Source organism: Thiomicrorhabdus arctica DSM 13458 (assembly GCF_000381085.1).
GTDB lineage: Bacteria > Pseudomonadota > Gammaproteobacteria > Thiomicrospirales > Thiomicrospiraceae > Thiomicrorhabdus > Thiomicrorhabdus arctica.
Genome location: NZ_KB905899.1, coordinates 52,838 through 70,576, shown reverse-complemented (window position 1 = coordinate 70,576; position 17,739 = coordinate 52,838). Strand labels below are relative to the sequence as shown.

The 17,739-nt window shown below is 40.7% G+C and carries 15 protein-coding genes; 9 read left to right on the top strand and 6 right to left on the bottom strand.

Translation table 11 applies throughout. The features are described 5' to 3' along the window. Positions 1 to 107 precede the first annotated feature (107 nt). Positions 108 to 1,466 (bottom strand): D-alanyl-D-alanine carboxypeptidase, encoded by a 1,359-nt coding sequence (locus F612_RS0100310; RefSeq protein ID WP_157760438.1) that lies wholly within the window; start codon positions 1,464 to 1,466, stop codon positions 108 to 110. 207 nt (positions 1,467 to 1,673) lie between these two features. Here F612_RS0100310 and F612_RS0100305 point away from each other — a divergent pair, with 207 nt between their 5' ends. Beyond that, entirely contained in the window at positions 1,674 to 2,528 is an 855-nt protein-coding gene (locus tag F612_RS0100305; RefSeq protein WP_019555739.1) for a class I SAM-dependent methyltransferase, read from the top strand. A 3-nt stretch (positions 2,529 to 2,531) separates the two neighbouring features. On the opposite strand, the gene rsmI is transcribed toward F612_RS0100305, so the two are convergent. Beyond that, on the bottom strand, positions 2,532 to 3,401 hold the full coding sequence (gene rsmI, locus F612_RS0100300) for a 16S rRNA (cytidine(1402)-2'-O)-methyltransferase (protein ID WP_019555738.1): 870 nt from the start codon (positions 3,399 to 3,401) through the stop codon (positions 2,532 to 2,534). Between the two features lie 107 nt (positions 3,402 to 3,508). Between rsmI and F612_RS0100295 the strand changes: the two genes are divergently transcribed. The 6 genes from F612_RS0100295 to F612_RS0100270 all read left to right on the top strand — a co-directional run bounded on the left by F612_RS0100295 (position 3,509) and on the right by F612_RS0100270 (position 10,336). Continuing rightward, a complete protein-coding gene (locus F612_RS0100295) occupies positions 3,509 to 5,068 on the top strand; it encodes a penicillin-binding protein activator (RefSeq protein WP_157760437.1) in 1,560 nt (519 codons plus the stop codon). Between the two features lie 38 nt (positions 5,069 to 5,106). After that, the gene (locus F612_RS0100290) at positions 5,107 to 5,520 is read left to right on the top strand and encodes a YraN family protein (RefSeq protein WP_019555736.1); all 414 of its coding nucleotides are present in this window, start codon (positions 5,107 to 5,109) and stop codon (positions 5,518 to 5,520) included. Positions 5,521 to 5,760: 240 nt separating this feature from the next. After that, complete coding sequence (locus F612_RS11805; RefSeq protein ID WP_019555735.1) at positions 5,761 to 8,289, top strand: putative bifunctional diguanylate cyclase/phosphodiesterase; 2,529 nt, start codon at positions 5,761 to 5,763, stop codon at positions 8,287 to 8,289. Between the two features lie 215 nt (positions 8,290 to 8,504). After that, positions 8,505 to 9,110 (top strand): DedA family protein, encoded by a 606-nt coding sequence (locus tag F612_RS0100280; protein ID WP_019555734.1) that lies wholly within the window; start codon positions 8,505 to 8,507, stop codon positions 9,108 to 9,110. A gap of 41 nt (positions 9,111 to 9,151) precedes the next feature. Further along, the gene (locus tag F612_RS0100275) at positions 9,152 to 9,586 is read left to right on the top strand and encodes a DUF3465 domain-containing protein (RefSeq protein WP_019555733.1); all 435 of its coding nucleotides are present in this window, start codon (positions 9,152 to 9,154) and stop codon (positions 9,584 to 9,586) included. Between the two features lie 279 nt (positions 9,587 to 9,865). After that, on the top strand, positions 9,866 to 10,336 hold the full coding sequence (locus F612_RS0100270) for a Dps family protein (RefSeq protein ID WP_019555732.1): 471 nt from the start codon (positions 9,866 to 9,868) through the stop codon (positions 10,334 to 10,336). Positions 10,337 to 10,520: 184 nt separating this feature from the next. Here F612_RS0100270 and F612_RS11800 read toward each other — a convergent pair whose 3' ends face one another. Both F612_RS11800 and F612_RS0100260 read right to left on the bottom strand, forming a co-directional pair. After that, the gene (locus F612_RS11800; protein WP_019555731.1) at positions 10,521 to 11,435 is read right to left on the bottom strand and encodes a YcjF family protein; all 915 of its coding nucleotides are present in this window, start codon (positions 11,433 to 11,435) and stop codon (positions 10,521 to 10,523) included. Between the two features lie 20 nt (positions 11,436 to 11,455). Then, complete coding sequence (locus tag F612_RS0100260; protein ID WP_019555730.1) at positions 11,456 to 12,832, bottom strand: YcjX family protein; 1,377 nt, start codon at positions 12,830 to 12,832, stop codon at positions 11,456 to 11,458. Positions 12,833 to 13,273: 441 nt separating this feature from the next. Between F612_RS0100260 and F612_RS0100255 the strand changes: the two genes are divergently transcribed. Then, positions 13,274 to 14,023: a DUF4395 family protein gene (locus tag F612_RS0100255; RefSeq protein ID WP_019555729.1), complete on the top strand. Its 750-nt coding sequence runs from the start codon at positions 13,274 to 13,276 to the stop codon at positions 14,021 to 14,023. 68 nt (positions 14,024 to 14,091) lie between these two features. Here F612_RS0100255 and F612_RS0100250 read toward each other — a convergent pair whose 3' ends face one another. After that, positions 14,092 to 14,673: a TetR/AcrR family transcriptional regulator gene (locus F612_RS0100250; protein ID WP_157760436.1), complete on the bottom strand. Its 582-nt coding sequence runs from the start codon at positions 14,671 to 14,673 to the stop codon at positions 14,092 to 14,094. A gap of 1,914 nt (positions 14,674 to 16,587) precedes the next feature. Here F612_RS0100250 and F612_RS0100240 point away from each other — a divergent pair. After that, positions 16,588 to 16,803, top strand: a complete 216-nt coding sequence (locus F612_RS0100240) for a hypothetical protein (protein ID WP_019555726.1) — start codon at positions 16,588 to 16,590, stop codon at positions 16,801 to 16,803. A 209-nt stretch (positions 16,804 to 17,012) separates the two neighbouring features. On the opposite strand, the gene F612_RS0100235 is transcribed toward F612_RS0100240, so the two are convergent. Then, on the bottom strand, positions 17,013 to 17,696 hold the full coding sequence (locus F612_RS0100235) for a class I SAM-dependent methyltransferase (protein ID WP_019555725.1): 684 nt from the start codon (positions 17,694 to 17,696) through the stop codon (positions 17,013 to 17,015). Positions 17,697 to 17,739 lie beyond the last annotated feature (43 nt).

Below are 17,739 nucleotides of genomic sequence, written 5' to 3'. Positions count from 1 at the left end.
CGTATATTACTCGAAACTGATCTAAAAGGCTATTATCATCGAAAGTATTCATCCTAAATAGATTTTATGATGAAAGCTCTTATCAGAAACGACCAGGCCTGGTCACTTTAGTACCGCTCACTAAGCTCTTTAATCAACCTGTTTCGATAATGGTATGGCACTTTTTGATTGATCATAAATGCAAACGGATACCACTCATTGCCGGCATGGATATACCCTGCCAAGGTACTCACGCCTAATAATGTGCCCGATTTTGCAAATACATTTTTTTCAACTTCAGGCAAGAGATGTCTCCAGGGTTTGAAAGCACTTAAAACGTCAATTAACTGTCTTGGTGAGAGGCGATTTTCTCTTGATAATCCAGCGCCATCTTCAATATGAAAATCACTCCAGCCAAAGACACTCTTTAAGGTCTGCTGATACATTTGGGCGACTGAATGCTCATCGGCAGGACCTCTCATCAGTTCGGCACTTAGATCCAATGCCAGTTGATTCGCCACAAAGTTGGTGGAATACAACATCATTGGACGTACCATATCCTCTAAAGTCCGACTGTTTTCGTGCAAATACAACAACCTCGAAGACGGGTTCAACGGGTTTGGGTTAGATTTTGCTAATGACGTCCTTTCAGAGGGCGTTTTCCAACTGAGTTGAGGAGCAACAGTAACTCCTTCATTGCGCAGAAAGGCTCTTAAAAGCTCTGCAAAATAACGTTGCCCCAGCTGTTCATCGGTTCCCAAATTCACGCGTTTAATCAGTCCCTCAGGCGTCTTTTCAAAATGCGAAATGTCCCGAGCGATTTGCAAGGCTGTTAATGTGATGGGGGTTTGTGGCTCTGCCGACTCGAATCCTGAAGACGTTTTACGAACATAAACCGTATTAAAATTAGCCGCTAAAGCGGAAGGAATGGCATCATAAGGATTATCACTGTCGCCAGCCCCCGGCATATTGAGATGAGTGGCAAAATACGACGTATCCAACTGAATGCCGGATAACGTATGAATACCCCGTTTATTTAGGCGTTTTGCCAAGGCTTTAGCGATGACAACCAACTCTTCAGAGACAAGAAACGGGTCGCCATAGCCTTTCACAAGCAATACCGGCGCAATAGATTCATTTACGTCATGGCCCGAAGAGACCCGACCCTCTACCAGCGAGAAAGCCGTTTTAAAGCGGTAATCAGCCCCCCAATGGCGTAACGCTAATAAAGCCGTTAAAAGCTTAGTAGTGGAAGCCGGAATAAAATGGTGTTGTTCGGATTTAGCTTGCAACACGGCCGTTTTTTCATTAAGCAGCAAAATCCCGGCTTGATCCAATTGATTAAAATAACTCACTTGGGGGCCAGCCGTGGTGACCGAACCGGAGTGGTGCTCTGCGTGTGCTTGAATAGGCAAGGCAATACTGAGCATCAAGGCCGCTGCCACGTTGCATAACACACGCCAATTACGTCGTTTGTAACTTATCACCTTACTAACACCTCCCTAAGTCTCATTTAACCACCCTATTTTATCCGTTCGATTTACCCGGTTTAGGTCGGTTTTAATGAACTAAACAAATATACTGCCACACTGAAAGAACCAGTATCTTGTATTATAGAAAGCAATTTAAACACCCACAATAGACAATTACTTTAAGATAGTCATTATTAAAATTAACATGACTTGATTCACACTATGTCAGAGACCAGCACATCTGCCTCGCATGCCATTGCCAGCCTAGCGATAAGCCATTTAACGGAACCCAAAGCCGCACAACTTTTGAGCGAGCGATTTAACCTACCCATTGATTTGCAACACTCTGCCGACATGACGTTAGGTTGGCACTGGGTTAAAAAAGACCCCATTCCAAAACTGGCTCTGTTTTACCAAGATAGTGGCCCGGTGTTTATTGATTTTGGTTCAGGTAAAAAAGCCCATCGCCGCCACTTTGGCGGAGGTAAAGGTCAACCTTTAGTGCGCGCCATGGGGAAACTCAAGGAGGGCCTGCCGACTGTTTTGGATGCGACCGCTGGCATGGGTGGCGATAGCTTTGTCATCGCTTCGCAGGGTTTTAAGGTACAAATGATTGAACGTTCAGTAGCCGTCGCGGCGCTGTTAGAAGATGGATTAAAACGTGTCCAAGACAGCTTACGATGCTTATCAGATAAAGAATCAGATCCAGAGTTGCTGGGTATCATCATGAATATGAGTTTACTGCAAGCCGATGCTACGGACTATCTATTGTCGCAAAAACCTGTGGTGGATGTCATCTATATGGATCCGATGTATCCAGAAAAGAAAAAGAATGCTGCGACCAAAAAAGAGATGAAAGCCTTACAAAATTTGGTCGGCCCTGATAGAGACAGTGAAAACTTACTGCAAGCTGCGTTGCAAACAGCCTCTTATCGTGTCGTGGTTAAGCGTCCAAAAAGTGCGCCCATTCTTCAGCTTAACAATCCTCGACTCACCCCATCAGCAGAGATTTCAAGCCCTAATACTCGTTATGACATTTACTCTATTAAAGCCCTAAAAGCCTCGGGATTACTTTAAGGACTACTCTTTTTTTAATTCCAATACACGGTTATAGATGGGTTTTTTCTTAATACCGGCATAGTCCGCCACTATTTCAGAGATCTGCTTAACAGGTAAATTCTGTTTCAAAAGCGTCAAAATCAACTCATCCATTGTCGATAATTCTACGACCTCTTTCTCCTCTGCACCACTCAACATAAAGACGAATTCACCACGAACTTTATCCTGGTTTTCCGTGAAATATTCAACAACCTCGGCAATAGTACCTGAGACAAATTGCTCAAATTTTTTCGTCAGCTCCCTGGCCACCACCATTTCACGATCAGAACCAAAAGCCGTCTGAAAATCTGCTAGGCTGGTGATGACACGGTGCGGTGATTCATAAAAAACTAAAGTGCGTACATCATCAACCAGTGTTGCCAACACTGCTAAACGTTTATTCGACTTTGCTGGTAAAAAACCTTCATAGCTAAAACGAGCTGTCGGTAAACCCGCAGCACATAACGCGGTAATGACGGCACTTGGACCAGGAATCGGCACCACATCAACCCCTTTTTCACGCAACAATTTCACCAGGTAGTATCCAGGATCATTAATTAAAGGCGTGCCTGCATCTGAAACCAACGCCCCGTTTTCTCCATTACGCAGCTTCTCCAACAATTGTTCACTGCGACTTTTTTCATTATGCTCGTGTAAGCTGATAAGCGTTTTATTCATGCCCAAATATTGCAACAGCGGCCGGGTATGACGTGTATCTTCTGCTGCAACCCAATCAACAGACTCTAATATTTCGACCGCTCTGCGGGTAATATCTTTTAGATTTCCAATCGGTGTCGCCACAATATACAAAATGCCAGTACCCCCTGAAATTGGGGTGGTGGAGTGCGTCATAAAAAACCTTTTTGGGGGAAAATGAAATAAAAAAGAAGGATCTTGCAATCCGTTAACAAACGATGCTATATAATTCAACTACATTAATTACACTTATTCTATCTAAAATGAAAAAAACAATTCCTTTTTATCTCATCAACAGCCTACTTTTCACCAGCTTGATTGGTCTGTCTGCCTGTTCGAATCAGCCGCTTAGAAAGGCATCAGACCTTAAAGTCACTGCGAAAGTGATCCAAACGGATACTAAAGAAAGCTTACCCGCAGAAGAATTGCAATCTTTTAGCCAAGACGAACTACGGCTTCAGATTAAGCTTACTGCAGAGATGCAAGACTGGACAACTTACATTCAACTCAGCAATCATCTTTGGCAACAAAGTGATGATGATGATAGCCAGGCTGAGATTGAGCAAGACGTTTGGAATCGACTTAAATATGTAGATTCAGCAACGATTGACGCTATTCGTCAACACCATGATCCAAGCGTCCAGGCGTGGGCTACATTACTGTCTATTTTAAACGGTCCAGCTCAGAAAATAGAAGCGTCACTGCAAAACCTTTCTGCCCACCGTACTGAAAATAACGATAAGATCGCCATCTATCAGAATCATTTACTGCCTGAGTTACAACAGAAACTATCAGGTGTCGCTGCCGTTAAACAAATCGCCGTATTACTGCCTTTTCAAGGTAAATACGAGCAGGTTAGCAAGCAAATCCAAAACGGTATGTTGAAAGCATTTTTGGCATCCGATCAATCAATCACACTTAAGTTTTATGACAGCTTTCAACTTGATCAAGTTGAATCGGTTTATCATCAAGCCAAACGGGAAGGTGCGGACTTTGTAATCGGTCCTTTACGTAAAGAGGCGCTTGAACAACTGGTCCATTTAGACGATCCAAACATTCTTGCTCTCAATAAAATTGAAGCCGCTGCATTTTACCAGTTCAGCTTTAAGTCGGCCGATGAAATCTCACAAATGATTGCATTATTCAACAAGCATAACTATCGTCACATTGGTATATTGTCCAACGATGGACGCATGGAGTCCTCTAAAGCACAAGCACTCCAAGAGGCATGGCAGGAAGAACCACAGCGTTCAGCGACGTTGAGTATTTATCCCGATGAAAATCCCAAATTACGAGATGCTTTGGAAAAATTGATTAATGCACAAACCAGTCAGGCACGCTATAACAATCTGCGCTGGTCGATAGGCCAATCGCTTTCATTCTTTCCAAGAATGCGTCAGGATTTCGATGCCATTGTCATCCTAGATAACCGGAGTCGAATTGCCGTATTCAAACCGCAATTCGCATTCTTTGAACTCAAAGTTCCAGTGTATGGTTCAACTCAACTTTCACCCAAAAACCTTCAGGACAACCGTCCCTATGTCGATTTAAAAGGCGTTAAGTTTTTAACGTATCCAGCATCGCTCAATCCAGACGAACTCAACACACCGTTTGAGGCGTATGGCTGGGATAGCTTTCAACTGGTTTCTCAAATGAACAAGATGCGAGTGGGTGCCATTCTAGACAATGGCAAGACCGGTTTATTGTCACTCAATGAACATGAATTCTTACAGAAACTGGTCTGGGCACAATACAATAACGACGGTTTAATTGAATCTATGCCGCCCACTGATCAAACAGGCCTTTTTCTAAACCAAAAATAAATTCTCCAACAAAATTACTAAATGAGAGTTAATCGGTCATGTTTGAGAAATGGTTAAAATGTAAACCTCTCACACAAGGTCAGCAGAAAGAGCGACAGGCCCGTGCCTGGTTAGAACAAAATCATATTAAAATCATCGCCCAAAACTTCCATTGTCGAGGTGGGGAAATTGATTTGATTGGCTTGTCCGAACACACTAATCTTCTCAATCCGAACCCATCGGGGAAAACGACCCGTATTATCTTCTTTGAAGTCAAATACCGAAAAAACAGTCTTTATGGTCACCCTGCTGAATTTGTCACGCTAAAAAAACAACAGCGAATCGTGCGCTGCGCACAGACCTTTTTACTCAAACACCCCGATTTAGCAACGCTGCCCATGCAGTTCGATGTCATTACCTTCGAAGGCCAACAAACCACACCAGAATGGATTGAAGATGCGTTTGGGGCTTAGCATTGACTTGCCACACCGGATTCCACACTAAAATGGGCTCAATTAAACGCCTCTGAACGACGACGAAAAACCCGATTTATACATAATGATTTAAACTTGGCAAACCCACATTCATTTAACCATAATTATAATAAGGTATTTGACCGAGATTTTGTGTAAAATCACAATGCTATAAACATTTAATATAGAATGACGACTAGCCTTTTAAAACCCCATTTTTAGAGCCCTATAGCAGCCAAGATGAATACAACCGCCAAACACTTTCAAAAGACGTTTATGTCACTCATCATTCTGACTTGGATATTGCCACCTATTATCGGTTTGAGTGCCTTAATATATATTGATATCTTTACGCTTCAGCAGATGATTACAGTACTCACTATGCCTTTAAAGTCGTTATTTTTAGCGATTGCTTTTGCATTTGCTATTGGGTATTTCTACCGTTTCGCTCATGTTTGGGTCCGCTACCTTGAAGCACCCAAAAAAAGCTTACATTCGCAAGTAATCCATCGCATTCAACGTTTCCCAATACATTATTGGGGAATGTTTTTAAGTTTCTTATTATTAGCCCCTGCCGTCATGATTACAGCCGCGCAAAGGTACACTGATTATATTGCCCAACCGATTGACTGGTTTCAAGTACATCTAGTTGCACTTATTATTTCGATCATTGTCGGCATCCCTATTTTTATAAAAATCTTCGATCTTTTCGGCAAAACCTTCAGTGATGTGCCTTTTAAGCGCCCAATTTTCACCATCAAGATGCGTATCTTTTTAATTGGGGCTTTGATGCCACTGTTAATCGACTCCATGTTAGTGCAATATTACTGGACCAAAACGGGCTATTTTGGATTTGACACCTTTGTTGTCTGGCTTTTATTAGAATTATTAGCGATTGCAGGGACACTTCTGCTCATAAAAAGTCTGCACCAATCTCTCAAGCCATTAAACGCGCTGATCAATGCACCATTGGATCTAAGTAATGAAATTTCCAAGTTTATTATCACCCCCGCTTCCACGGATGAACTCGGTGTTTTCGCCCATCAATTAAACAGCCTATTACATGAACAACACCTACAAAATGAGCGTTTATTACTGGCGCTTAAGTCTACTAATACTGGGTTATGGGAGTGGAATCTTGAAACGGGTGTCTTTTATTACAGTGAGACCTATATCGAGTTACTTGGCTATTCTCCGCTTAAAGCTCCCAAATATCGCAACGGTATTCATCCGGATGATTTTAAGAAGTCGGATGCAAAGTTAAGAAGACACTTAGAGCAGGAATCACCAGCCTATACTTCTGAACTGCGAAAAAAGACTGCTAAAAAAGGGTATGAATGGTTTTACGAGTCGGGGCAAGTTATCGAAAGGGATGCGTTAGGAAAACCTCTCCGTCTGATCGGTACCCTGCGCAATATCAGCAGACGTAAAAAATCAGAAGCCCTCATTTTATCGCAAACTTACCGCGATGATTTAACCCAGCTGCCAAATCGTAAAATGTTTAACGATCGACTCGAACAAGCTATTCTCCATTCTAAACATCATGGAGGTGAGTTTGCAGTGGTGTTCCTGGATTTAGACAATTTTAAAGACGTCAACGACACATTGGGTCATAGTATGGGTGATACTCTACTCATAGAAACGGCAAAACGTATTAGCCATTGTGTTCGTGATACCGATACCGTCTCGCGTATAGGAGGAGATGAATTCATTCTGCTTTTGCCCGAACTCAACGAAACCAATATCATAAATCGCATTTTACATGAAATTCTCGGTACACTGAGAGAGCCATTCATACTGGATGCCGACAATAAACTGTTCATTTCAGCCAGTATGGGTGTAACGATATACCCTGATGATGCCAGCAATGCAGAAAGCCTTCTCAAGAACGCCGATCAAGCGATGTACGCCGCCAAAAACCTAGGCCGCAACCAGTATCATTACTATACTGCGTCCATGAGTCAACAGGCTCAAGAGCGCATGGTTTTAACCAACAGCTTACGCCTAGCACTGCAAAATAATCAATTTCAACTCTACTACCAACCTATCATTAACCTCGACACTGGGCAACTCATTAAGGCCGAAGCCTTAATCCGCTGGACAGACAGTAACAACGATATCATTATGCCCTCTCAATTCATTTCGCTCGCGGAAGAAATTGGCTTAATTACTGAAATTGGAGAATGGGTATTCCAGACGGCTGTGCAGCAACTCAAGCATTGGCGTGCCATCTATGACCCAGAACTCAAAATCAGCATTAACAAGTCACCTAACCAATTTCACGACAGCGCTCATATTGCCAGTGACTGGGCTGAGCTGTTAAAACAAAACGGGCTGGATAATCAAAGTGTGGTCATCGAAATCACCGAGGGTACTCTTCTTAATGCAAATGAAGATGTCAAAAAGACTCTATTGGAGTATCGTGATGCCGGCATCCAAGTGGCATTAGATGACTTTGGTACAGGCTATTCGTCACTTTCTTATTTAAATAAATTAGACATCGATTTTTTAAAAATAGATCGTTCTTTTGTCCAAAACTTACAAGCCAACTCGAATGACTTAGCGTTATGTGAGGCCATTATCGTCATGGCGCACAAGTTAGGCTTAAAAGTCATCGCGGAAGGTATTGAAACGCAAGGTCAACAAGACCTGCTTATCAATGCAGGTTGCGATTATGGCCAAGGTTACTTATTTGCCAAACCTCTTCCTGTAGCAGAGTTTGAAAAACTGTTAGCCAACCCTTTGGGGAGTAATTTTCTAGTTCATTGAGTTCTTTCAAATGAAGCGGCTCTCGCTTACTTCCTTCCGATGCTTAGTGCAAAATCAGCTTAAGCCATCGTTTCAATGATCTAGAGAGTGTAGCAAAAACCTCACCCAAAATGTCTTATCCACCTTAGAAACATTCGTATTTGAATAAAGCTGTAATTCACCGCTTAATCCAGATATATTAGAAAGCCTCATTAACACATTAGCTGATCACAAAAATGTCACTTGCAGAATTGATATCTACCTATGGTTATGCCGCGATAGGCATCGGGACTTTCTTAGAGGGGGAAACGATCCTTATCCTTGGCGGTTTGGCGGCACATAGAGGTTATCTAGAGCTTCCGTGGGTGATTGTTTGTGCATTTCTAGGCACCTTATTTGGGGATCAACTCTTTTTTTACCTAGGTCGTATCAAAGGTAAAGAGTTCCTGGAAAAACGACCTCACTGGAAAATAAAATCAGACAAAGTCTTTACATTGCTTGACCGTCATCAAGTATGGGTAATTTTAGGGTTTCGATTTCTCTACGGATTACGAACCGTCACCCCGTTTATCATTGGTGCAAGCCGAGTGTCACCATTACGTTTTCTTATTTTAAATATTATCGGGGCCGCAGTCTGGGCAAGTGTGGTTGGAACTTTAGGGTACCTGCTTGGCAACACCGTTGAACTGCTCATGGGGGATATTAAAAAATATGAATTATTGCTTTTTGCTATTTTAGCAGGCGTAGGCGTCTCAATTTGGCTGGTAAAATGGTACAAAAGGACAAGGTCGAAACCCATTCGGGCCTTAACCAAAGATGATGCCCATGACGATGGGCCGTAGAACGTGACAATAAAGGCAATTGACTGAAATTAGGACATCATATGAAAAAAATACTCCTCCTCCTGATCATCACCTTTTCGCTTTATGGCTTGGCAGAAATCTTTCCTTCTTTCTCTCAAACTTCTGCGGGGCAAAATACCAATCATGACAGAGCGCTTGTCAATGCCTTTGAAAACTGGCAAAGTAATGTTCAGGTTCAAGGTTCTGGTACAGTCGTTAAAAATTTAGCCGATGACACCCACGGTAGCAGGCATCAAAAATTCATTCTCAGAATGGCCTCCGGTCACACCTTGCTCATCGTTCATAACATCGATTTGGCATCACGTATTAACGGCCTAAGCAAAGGTGATACGGTGCATTTTTATGGGGAGTACGAATGGAATTCAAAAGGAGGTATAGTACACTGGACACACCATGATCCAGGACACCATCATATTGATGGCTGGCTTAAACACAAAGGCAAGACCTTTCAGTAACCCAACCCCTCTATTCAAGAGACCGTAGCGATAAACAAAACACTTTGTCGCTTAACGCACCATTCAAGTGACCCTTATTTAATAAAATATTGAGAAGTTAAACTGGGCACAAATGACAAAACTTGTTTACAGCACAGACTTTATTTTAAGTTTTCCATTAAAAATAACCCCAAAACATTTAAACCAAAAAAAACTTACTATATAATGCCTAGTACGTATAAATTGCAAACCATAATCATAACCATGATTAATTGAATCCACTTAAATGAGGTAAATGAAATGAGTAACATACATATCGGTATTAGCAAAGAAAACAGACTAAAAATAGCCGAAGGTTTGAAACACCTTTTGGCAGATTCTTATACCCTGTACTTACAAACACATAATTTCCATTGGAATGTGGCTGGACCACAATTTCGCGTATTACACCTAATGTTTGAAGAACATTATACTGAGTTGGCATTAGCGGTTGATGACATTGCCGAGCGTATTCGTACCCTAGATGTCGCGGCACCAGGAACCTTTAAGGAATTTGAAAGATTAAGTACCATTAAAGAAGTCGAAGGGGTTCCTAGTGCCTCCAAAATGGTGGATTTATTGACTAAAGGTCACGAACAGGTTGTAAAAACTTCGCGTCAAGTCTTGAAATTAGCACAAGAAGCGAACGATGAATCCACCGTAGCGTTAGTGTCTGATCGTATGCGCATCCATGAAAAAACGTCTTGGATGTTGAGAGAAATGACAAGATAAACAGTTCAAATAACATCCGTGATTAACGTGGCAACCAGGCACGTTACCACTCCGACAATACAGGTTTTTAAGAGCCAAGCCTTTTGATAAAGCTTTTCAAAAATAATTCATGATCAATGACCAGGCCTGGTTGCTTTTATGTGGAAGTATTTAAAAGGCATACACCGGATTACTTCTCATTAAATCACCCATGTTTGGCTTCGTTTAACAGCTGAATTAATGCTTTTCCGAGACGGATATTAAGTGCCCCAGCGGCAACGGCTTCTGCAGAGTTTTCCATAAATTTAGCCGCTAAAGAACTGCCAATTTGATTGGTTATTTCATCTGTGGCTAGATCAAAAAAGCTTTGCGCGGCCATATTTTCAGCAGCCACTCTAATAAGCTTCCAGTTACCAGTAATCCCTGGTCTCAAACCAAACACCCTCGCAATACGTTTAAGTGTCCTGACACTTATCCAAGCAAACAATAAAGTTTGAATTAAGGTATTGGGACTTATAAAAGCCAAGCCTCCGCTCACAAAAGACTCTTTCTTTAACACCTCCTCTGCTTTTTTTAAAATAGGTTCTGCCACTTTCGATTGATATAAACCAATAATTTCATGGTTACTTAAATCTGAATTAATGGCGGATTCGAACTGTCTAAAACAACGAGAAGCGTAGCTGGATTTTGATACGAGTGAGGCGTGGTTTTGAAGTTTGTTTAGCGTGGAGTGTCGATCACCTAAGGTTTCAAGCGCCTTTAAGTCAACTTTAGAATCCACGAATTGACTGACATCCAAATAGCCTTTAACTTCTTTGTATATCAACAACGCAATTGCCAAGATAAATGCCCCTAACCCTAATCCTAAGAAACTGGACAGTATTGGGTAGGTATTAAAATAAGAGTCAATCGTTTGTATGGCATGAAAGACTGAAAACGATAAAATGCTTAGCACCCCCAGTCCTAAGGCCCATAACCAGAGTGAGACCCCACTATTTTTGTCATCATCTAAATCAAGTCTAATGGATTTCTCTGGTAAAGCTTGCACCGGTTGCGCCTCATGAAGAGGAGTTTGCTTAATTTTTGGCCGGTAAGTCGGTTGTTCAAAATTAGATTCCATAATGCCTTCTCACTCTTTTATCACTCTAACAGGTACTGAAATAAACGATCCATACCGCGGCCATTGAGAATTCTTGGTAAGAAATCTTTAGGCACCTTAACCGGCAGAACCGGGAAGTTTTCATCACGATTCATTGATTTTAAACTTGTTGGAATATCTTCAAACTCCACCTCAATATATTCATCCTGTAAGTTGGTATATCTTAAGCTGTTCTTTGACAAACCTGAGTCGGTGGCCTGAATTGCCGAGACCAGAAAGTGATCAAATTCAATATCCTTTTCTTCAAACTTTGCTCTCGCACCTTCGGTAATGTCTTGCAACAACGATAAGAGTTGAGGTTTTTGAGATTCAGGAATAAGGTCTGATTTTGTCGCAACGAAAGCGACTTTACCAATGGCCGTATTGCGTAATACGGTTTTGCTAAACCAGCTTGGATTACCGTAAACAAAGGTTTCAGAGAGATTACTTAAGGTCTCTTTGAGTTGCTGAAGATGAAGTTTGCTATGGTTTAACCCTTCAAACAGATCAATCAGAATAATTTGCTTGTCAGACTCTTTAAAGCTGTTTTCTTTTAAGGGCTTTAGCCATTGATTCAAAAACAGTTGATAGTTATTTGAAAACACTTTATTCCAAGGATTCGATAAATCACTTGTGACCTTGGTGGGTAAAGGGGCAAACCCATGATGCTCCCAATCAAAACCCGACCCCGAAATTAAAAAACTCCCTGGTTGCAGCAGTGAAATCCCACCTGCTTTTGATTTTTTTAAATAGTGTCGGTATTCGTTTACAACACATGCAATGGAGTCATCATCGGGCACCAAGTCAAAATTAAACGCTCGTGTAAAGTGATGCCACTCTTGTGCATAGTAACTTTGCGGTTCAGTCATCTGTTGAGCCCATGCAGAATCTGACCATTGTGAAAACGTTTTATTCAGCATCGGCATATCAGTAATCCATTCACCCGGATAATCTAAAAACTCAAAGACTATCTCCTTGTGTGGTAACAGGTATTTTTTAATGGAGCCTGTCTCTTTCAGCCTGATCGTGAGCCTGAAACCATAAAGTTGTTCAGTAGGTTTTGGCCAGCGTTGATTTTCGAGAGATTGAATGTGGTCTTTAATCGGGAAAAGCTCATAGCTTTCAATCGCATCAAGCTTCATCCCTTCAACGAATTCAATAGGCAGGCTTTTCAGCAGCGGAAGGCAATTATAATTTTCTTCTGAGCGGTATTTAAGGGTCGTCATCAAGCTGGTGAACAGCATTGATTTACCGCTACGACTTAAACCGGTGATGGCAATTTTATGGACATCCTTGATGAACCAATCATCAAGTTTGTTGGCACCCGAGTCTAATAAACTCCCAAATTGTTCAGAAACTGTTCTTAAAATATTTTTCAATTTAACGACACAACCTATGATTTTGATACAACAAGAGACTTAAAACCAACCCACTATTATCAATTTTACACTCAGCAGACTTTACTTTGCAGAGAAGTTACCCATTCTTTGTAATGACAAAAATATCATTATTCAATACCTAATAGAATACGGTCCTAGTGCCTAAAAAAATTTCGCGTTTAAACCTTCCCTGTATCTGATCGATACGGGAGTTTAGAGTAGGTCAGCAGACAAACTGAGGAAAATGGAGGGCATCAGCATCGGTTAAATTTAAAAATTGCCTGCATGGTGTTTATTTAAAAACAAACTGAATAATTCGCTCTTCATAGACTTCATTCACAGTCGACCACATTCTTTAACACCATTTTGACTTTACACATATATAATAAATGTTAACCTTGTATACTCAAACGACATGAATCAATATGGATTGAAAGAAAAATGCTTAAATATCATTTTAAAAACCTTTGGTTTCAAGATAAGACAGAAGACATCATATTTATCAATAAATATGCAGTTCAATTGCGCGCGGGGTTAATGCTGTTAATCCCCATCTATATGGTGATCATACTCTTCACCACCGTTCTTGCCCCTACCTGGACGGTAACACCAAATACGTTTTCGGAAGAAACATTTGAAATGACAGACAGTTTTAGAGTTATATTTAATGTTCAGGCTTTTAAAACGCCTTTTGATTACACGATTCCAACGTTTGTATTGTTTTATGGCTTATTTGAAATGATTGTCGGTATGTTTGTTAGAACGGCGTATCTTTCACCAACGATTCATATCGCCACCTTTTTGACGCGAAATATCCGTCCAAGATGGGATCCACTAAAACCAAAACGTTTTGCTTGGGCCATTGGCGCCGCGTTAATTCTATCGTGCTTAACTTTTTTTCATCCCGACACGGTGGCAGTAGCTGTTAATACTTTATTTTCTAAAGAATTATTACCCACCACCACAAATTGGATGCCTAATTTTATTCCATTACTCGTGGGTGTTTGTTTTGCTTTTATGTGGCTAGAAGCGGTATTTGGTTTTTGCTTAGGTTGTAAAATCCACTGGCTTTTAGCTAAAGTAGGAATCTTTAAAGAACATTGTTATAGCTGCATGAATGTCGATTTTGAACAGCAGAAGTGGATAAATGAACGCAAAGTAATAGAAGCTGAACTCAACAGTAAAGATTAATCTTCAGGTACACGTTACTCGCGCAGAAAGATAACAATCAAGTCTTTGCAACCCACAACGTAAAGGCTTTATGCCACCTGTGTCGCGCTTCTATAAACCTTAATCAAACGATGCACGTGATTCGGTATATCGTGCACAGTTGCATTGCGCATAATGCCATAATAAGAATAATCAATTAAATAGGCCAGCTCTTCAGCGGTTGTATGAATGGATTCCAAATCAAGTAAGTTTTGTTTCATCCCTTGTTCAAGTTCATTCTGAATAAACTTAATGGTAATGGCTTGTTTAGCATCAACAATATCTTTTGCCTCGTCATGAACGGCACTTTGTAAATCTTTTAAAATATAATCATCTTGCACATTTTCAAACACTTTTTTGCCAATGGCCATTAAATACTCTTCAATCATATCCCAAGGATTAGTTAACTGAATTTTCTGCATTCTATCTTCTGCTGCACTAATAGAATTTTTGGTACACAATTGCACAACACTTCTAAATAAAGTTTTTTTATTTTTGAAGTACTTATGCACAGTCACTCTAGAGTAACCGGTATACTCGCTGATTATAGACATATTGGTTTTGCTAAAACCAAACTGTGAAAAGCACTTAAGGGAAAGTTCAACAATCTCTTGTTTTGTATTATTTGGCATCATTTTATGGCTTTACAATCCCTATCAATAAAGTTAATAACCTTATGCTAACATCTGTACATTTAATACTAAAGTGTTAACGCCAATAGTTGATTTAAAATATGATTTAAAGCAAAATTAAGGTCTGCAAGTAAGGTAATAACTCTGCTTTTGTTCACTAGGTTCAAAACCTCATGATGAGCTAAAAGCGAATAATTTGCCTCAATCCTTAGCTCATGAAGATCGGAGTCAGTGTAAAAACTATATGAATCTAGGCCGAAACGATTTAGTTCAAAATAAGCTTACCAGGCCTGGTTGGATTCTTTTGAAGTTATTCGAAATTGGTTCTGATGGCTGTTGAGAAGCCTTTCTGAGCACCTGCTTTCTAAAGTTATTCCCTTAAAGGCTTCACGTGACTATTTTGCGTGCCCAAAATAGTAACCACAAAAGGGCACCCCGCTCAATCAATCGGCATTCCCTAAACTCATTCACTCAAATCCCAGAACTCGCTCGTGCACGCGAAGCAAATGCCCTTGGGGTACTCAGACACCTGGGATTTTTAACCGTTCACTTCGTTAAGGGAATTGCTCGATTGCTTTCAAAGGGGAATTTGGCGTGGGATTTGATGATTCAGATAAACTTAAAACTAAAAGTGACCAGGCCTGGGCAAATACAAAAGCACTAGAAGACCCAAACAACAATAAACAAACTCACGTGGAGACCTACCCTTTTGTAAGCAATCGTCATTGAACTTAGCGAAGGACGCGTTTAAACATTCCCTATGTTTGAGCACAGCGAGTTTAGGGAATGTCAGCGGACAAGCTTAGTGAAATAGAGGGCGTCAGCAGGGTGTCTTTTGTTTGGTTACTTTATTTGGACAAGCAAATAAAGTGACGGGAAGCCGAATAAGAAAAATAATGACGAACTATGAAGATAAACAGGCTTCTCAACAACACCATAAATCAAATTAATAAACTTACCAGGCCTGGTTGGATTCTTTTGAAGTTATTCAAAATTGCTTCTAATGGCTGTTGAGAAGCCTTTCTGAGCACCTGCTTTCTAAAGTTATTGCCTTAAAGGCTTCACGTGACTATTTTGCGTGCCCAAAATAGTCACCACAAAAGGGCACCCCGCTCAATCAATCGGCATTCCTTAAACTCATTCACTGAAATCCCAGAACTCGCTTCGCTCAGACACCTGGGATTTTTAACCGTTCACTTCGTTAAGGGAATCGCACGATTGCTTTCAAAGGGGGGACTTCGGTGTGAAGTTTAAGTTTTCAGATAAACTCTAAATTTAAATTGACCAGGCCTGGTCAAATCCAAAAGCACTACAACGACCTAAATCAGAATAGACAAACTCACGTGGAGACCTCCCCTTTTGTAAGCAATCGTCATTGAACTTAGTGAAGGACGCGTTTAAACATTCCCTGTGTCTGAGCGAAGCGAGTTTAGGGAATGTCAGCGGACAAGCTTAGTGAAATAGAGGGCGTCAGCAGGGTGTCTTTTGTTTGGTTATTTTATTTGGACAAGCAAATAAAGTGACGGGAAGCCGAATAGGAAAAAGACTAGTGAACGACGAAAATAAAAAGGCTTCTCAACCTAATCAGAAATCAGATTAATAAACTTACAAGGCCTGGAAACAATGGAACTCAATATGGTTTTTCTGAAAATTTTTAAATAAAAGGGTAGCGTCCCCCTTTTCCAGATAAATATTATTACATCTTAATAGGACTGACTCATAAACTTCTATCCAACTACTAATAAGAACTGCACCAAATTCCCAATCTTTACATTGGTACAATACTTATTAAATAACTTGCACAATATAAACCGTTGAAAAATAAAAATAAATTAAAATAATTGCTTGCAAACGTATTTTATACTGTTAAATTAGAACCTAACGAAACAGAGAATTCTTTATTAGAAGAGCATTATGAATACATTATTTAAGTACGGAAAAGCAACTATCGTTTTATTCTTTAGCGTGTTTGTTATTTTGTTTAAGTTTTTCTTTGACGAACCTATGACTACTAGCAACAACGATTCTTCAGAAGACATGACGGAAGAAGATGCGCCCAATTTTGACTTAGGAAAAGGTCAATCGGGAGATTACCGTTATGATGAAAATGGTTACAAACATTTTCCATAAACCAAAAAAGTTAGGCCTCAAAATCAGCTAGATAACTTTAATCATTCAAGCAATCTGCTAAGCAAGTTCATGCGTAGGTTTCACTGTAGCGTATAACAATCAGATTAAACCTTTTACACTTCAGGAGTCAGCAAACCCTATCTTTTATAAGTCTTTCTAAAAAACCTTCAGAATAAACAACCAGGCCTGGTCAAACCCAAACCCAAACCCTACTTCTCAACCACAATCCGAACAAAACGCCCATCACGTTGCGGCGTATTCTCAATGACCGTAAAACCCACCCCTTTCAACATATAGAGTATGTCATCGGCATGATAGCGATTGTGTTCTAGAAAATGCTCAAACACATCTTCCATCTCATCTCGTTCAACATCCGTTTTGAACAACTGCCCATCAGGGAATTTATGTTCTAGATACTCGGCCAATGGTCGTCTGACCAAATCAATGATACAGAAACGCCCGCCTGGTTTTAGCCACTTATAGACTGCTTTAAACAGATTAATCGGCTGTGGTAGTTCATGCACCAGCATACTCGCCATGGCGACACCCACGCGGCCGTCTTCGATATTGACTTGTGGCTCGTTCAAATCGCCTTTGACCATGCGACCATTTTCAGGCAGGGCTTCTTGTGCGACTAACATATAGTCTGCGGCATCAATCCCCAAAGCGGAATTATGCGGATAACGCAGCGCTAAATCGCTGACAAATTGTCCGGTGCCTGCGCCTAAATCCAGCAGACAGTCACCATGACTAATCACCGGGGCCATCTGTTCGTTCCAGAACTCCCAAAAGTCGGTATCGTGACGACGCTCATACGTTTGGGTAATCATTTGACGGGCATGCTCTCCGTCTCCACCGTGGTGTCTTAAAATCTGTTGTTGTGTCTTTTCCATTGCAATTTCCTCTTCTACTGAAAGCCAAACTTCACTGGTTGAT